Origin of the sequence: Empedobacter sp. GD03739, assembly GCF_029843245.1 — a bacterium.
GTDB lineage: Bacteria > Bacteroidota > Bacteroidia > Flavobacteriales > Weeksellaceae > Empedobacter > Empedobacter falsenii_B.
On sequence record NZ_JAOCHX010000087.1, the window covers coordinates 1 to 4,695 of the forward strand.

Sequence of the window (4,695 nt, forward strand, 5' to 3'; positions counted from 1 at the left end):
AACATAAAAAAAACAAAAACCTCGAAGTAAACTTCGAGGTTTAATTTATATATTAATTTTCGTAACCAGGGTTTGGTTTAATTAATGTACCTTCAATATTAATTTCAGCTCTTGGAATTGGGAAAGCTATATGTAATGGATTTGCTTTTGCAGGAACATAAGATTTATCTCCCCATCTTAATAAATCCCATTGTCTAAGTCCTTCTCCAATTAACTCTCTTGCTCTTTCTTTTTTAAGATCGTCCATTGTCACAACTGAAACAGCAGCTAACCCGCGTTGAGTAATTAAAGAATTATAATAAGTTAATGCTTTTGCAGCACTTCCTCCATTTAATTCAGCTTCAACACCATTTAAAATAATTTCTTCAAAACGTAAAACTTTAACGTTATCATTTCCAGAAATATTAGTGTATTTACCAGTAATAAAATTATTTGCGTTAATTAATGTACGTCTAACATCTGTAGATGTATATAAATTATCTTTAACACCAGCTTTTAATTGAATATTTGCATATCCAGCAGGATTTAAACGGTAACCGTAAGAAGTAGTTCCTAAAGAACTTACTTGTCCTACTGCTAATTCGAACATTGAATTAGGAGCTGCACCATTCATTGTATATTTAAAAGTTTCAGCTAATAAACCTTCAGCAGCGATACTATAACCACCAGCTGTAACAATCTCATTAGTTAATTGTCTAACTTTAGCATAATCACCTTTATATAAGTAAAAACGAGACATTAATCCTTTTACTGAAGATAAATTAATGTCAGTTTTCCCTACAACTGTTGATGTATTTGAAGTCATCAACTCTAAAGCTTTATTAAAATCAGCTTCAATTTGAGCTTCAGTTTCAGCAATAGTTGCTCTTGGCATTTTAGCTTTTGGATCATAAACAGTAGGAAGTACAATTCCTAAGTTTCCATCTGTATATTTTTGTCCGTATAATCTTAATAAATCAAAGAAACCTTGAGCTCTTAAAGCGTGAGCTTGTCCTTGATTAAATCTAGCTTTAGATTTATCTAAATCTGTTCCAACAAAAGAATTTACATCTGCATTAATTGCAATATTAGTTTTTGCAATCATCGTATAAACTTGATTCCAAGTTCCAGATGCATAACCATCTGTAGAAATCATTGTATAATTCTGAACATTTTGATAATATCCTCCAGATAAGTTACTGTACATATTATCAGATCTAACTTCTCCGTAAGCTAAGAAATCAGCACCATAATAAGTAGCTGCACGCATTGAAGCTAAAGCACCTCTTACAAAAGCTTGCATCTCTTGTAGGCTAGTTAATGGAGCCTGTTCAACATTTTGATAAAATTCTCTTTCAACAAAATCATCACTACACGAAACGTTAAATGATAATACAGTTGCTGATAGTAGAGCTATGGTAAATAATCTTTTTTTCATTTTAAATAATTTTAGAAACTAACGTTAACACCTAATAAGAATGATTTTAAAACTGGTAAACTTAAGTTAGTATAACCTGCAATGTTTGTTTCTGGATCAAATTTTAATCTGTCATCAAAATTGTGAGTCCAAGCATTGTTAGCCATTACGAAAACCTGTACAGAGTTTAAACCACTACCTGATAATGTTTTTGAATCAAATGTGTAAGCTACACGTGCATTACTTAAACGGATGTAATCTGCATCGTATAAGAAACGAGTAGATGCTCTATTTGATAATTTGTTTCCTCCATAAACTGGTTTTGGATTAGAAGCAGTTGTGTTTTCTGGTGTCCAGTAATCTCCCATTACATCTCCATATCCTGGATAGTTAAGAGTGTACTGTCCATCACTAAAAGTATAACTTGCCCAATCATCATAGATTTTACCTCCAAACCCGAATGTGAATTGTAAATCTAATGAGAATCCTTTATATGCCATAGCTGTATTAAACCCTCCGTAAATATCACTAATAAATGATCCTTGTACTTCTTGTTGAGCTAAGTTATAATTATTTGTAGTCTCACCATCTTTTCCGTTGATATACCACAATGGATCTCCATTTGTTGGATCTACACCAGCCCATTTTCTTAAATAGTAAGTTCTAACTCCTTCACCTTCTTTTAAGATAGTAGTACTTCCTTTAACTTCACCACCGTATAATTCAGTGATTTCGTTATCTAAAGTAGATAAGTTAAATCCTACATTCCAATTAAATTGGTTACGATCTCCTCTAAAAATATCTGCATTTAATGAGAATTCAAAACCTTTATTTACTAATTCTCCTACGTTATCAGTATAACTTGTTAATCCTTGAGATCCTGAAACTGGTAAACTATAAATTAAGTCTTTAGTTGTTTTATGGAAATACTCTGCAGAGAATTTAATTCTATCTTTTAAGAATCCAAAGTCAATACCAACATTTAATGGGTTTACAGTTTCCCAAGATAAGTTAGGGTTGTTAACTCCTGAATATCCTGCTGCTGCAAAATCATTATAGTTAGTTGTGTAAGAATATAATCCATAAGGGTTTGCAGAAACTTGATTACCTAATTTACCATAAGATGCTCTTAATTTCATCATTGATAATGTACCATTTCCTTTTATGTTACCCATACGAGCAATATCAAATCCAGCACCTACAGACCAGAAGTCTCCTGCTTTTTGACCTGGCATAAATTGTGATAAAATATCACGACGATATGATGCATCTAATAAAAATAATTTATCATAATCGTAGTGAGCAGTTGCTGCGTATCCCCATCTAGATGTGATAGTTCTTGAACCTCCGTATCCTAATGGCACTACAAAGTTAGATAAAGTTTCTAAAGATGGAGAACCTACAGTTTGTCCTGAAGCATTTAATCCTTTGTAATCAGATTTGTAAGCTTCTTGGATTAAAGACACACCTAAGTTGTGTACATCCATTTTTTTATTCCAACTTAAGATATTTTGTACGTTAAAATTAAAATATCTGTTAACGTAATCATTTTTCATACCCCCACGAGAGAAACCATCTCCGTGTAATGGGTTATAATATTTATCTTCTTCAATATTAATATATTCTGGTGCAAATACTAAAGTATATTTAATATTTTTCCAAATATCATATTCTGCTTTAAAGTTAGCGAAAATCCTTGCCGTCTGAGCTTTACTATAGTTCATATCTAATAAAGCTACAGGGTTAAACTGGCTATTAGATAATCTACTTGTTGAAGGATTCCAATAGTAACTTCCATCAGCGTTGTAAGCTGGATCTGTTGGTCTATTGAAATATGATGATAAAATTGGATTTGCAAAACCTCCACCGTCAGGTAAAGTTGCCATATTCGAATAAGATAATTGAATATCAGTAGCTAACTTTAATTTATCTGTCGCTTGGTAAGTTAATTTATTTGTAAATGCTAACCTTTTATAGTTAGAATTTTTAATAACAGACTCTTGCTTAAAGTAGTTTGCAGAAGCGTAGTAAGATAATTTATCATTTGCACCCGAAACATTAAAATCTACATTTTGTTGGAAACCTTTTTTCATAGTTTCTTCTTGCCAATTTGTAGAATAAGGTGATTTGAAAATATTTGCAAATGTTGCGTTAATTGCACCATTAGCAATTTGCTCATTAGTATAACTAGTACCTAAGTAGTTGTTTACCGCTACATTTAAATAATCTTTGTATTCTTGGCCAGTAAATCCTCTGTATGTATCAACAGCTCTATCATTCCAACCAATACTAGATGAGAAATTAAATTTAGCAGCTCCTTTTCTTCCTGATTTTGTAGTAATAACAATAACACCAGCACCAGCATCTGCACCATATACAGCTGTAGATACAGCATCTTTTAACACAGTTACGCTTTCAATATCATCTGGATTCATACTTGCTAAGATATTACCAGTCGTATTATTTCTAGTTAAATCACCACTAGAAACACGTACACCATCAACAATCCAAATTGGAGATGTTACCCCGTTAATAGAAGAAATTCCACGTACACGTACACTGGCCATACCTCCAGGTTGTCCTGAAGCATTACCTGTTTGTACCCCAGAAACACGTCCTTGTAACATTTTATCAACAGAAGCTACAGGAACATCTGCAATTGCTTTAGATGACATTGTACTTGTAGCACCTGTAATTTCTTGAATAGTTTTTGTTTGACCGAATCCAACAACTACAACTTCTCCTAAATCTACATCAGATTTATTTGAATAATTTAAAGTTCCTAAATTAGTAGAAGTTACTTTAAATTCTTTTCCATTAATGACTAAAGTATCACCTACTTTAGCATCAATATTAAAATTTCCGTTTTCATCTGTATAAGTTACTTTATCTGTACCCTTAACTTTAACCTCAATATCTGCCTCTGGCAAATTTGAAGCATCATTAACAGTACCTGTAACTTGAGCAAAAGCCACTGTTCCTAGTCCTAGGAAAGCTAATAAGCCCAAAGATGTTAATCTTCTCCTCATAGTTTTATATTTTATAACATTTTAGACAAAACTCTAACTTTTTTTTAAGATTTCCAAAAATTTACGTATTTTTTTTATTTATCAAGTATTTAAATATTTTTTCCTCATAAAGGTATATTATTAATAATACAACCTATATTTTTTTACAAATAACCGAAAATAGATGCAATATTTATCAAATACAACTTACAACAAATTAACTATATTAAAGTATTGATATATGAAAAAAGTTAAAAAAATATTAAAACTCAAATTTCGAGACAATAAAAT

The 4,695-nt window shown here is 31.4% G+C and carries 2 protein-coding genes; both read right to left on the reverse strand.

What is annotated here, in order from left to right:
- Positions 1-52: 52 nt before the first annotated feature.
- Positions 53-1,417, reverse strand: coding sequence for a RagB/SusD family nutrient uptake outer membrane protein (locus N5E64_RS15425; RefSeq protein WP_280038270.1), 1,365 nt, complete (start codon positions 1,415-1,417; stop codon positions 53-55).
- Positions 1,418-1,428: 11 nt separating this feature from the next.
- Positions 1,429-4,425: a SusC/RagA family TonB-linked outer membrane protein gene (locus tag N5E64_RS15430; RefSeq protein ID WP_280038271.1), complete on the reverse strand. Its 2,997-nt coding sequence runs from the start codon at positions 4,423-4,425 to the stop codon at positions 1,429-1,431.
- Between the last annotated feature and the right edge of the window lie 270 nt (positions 4,426-4,695).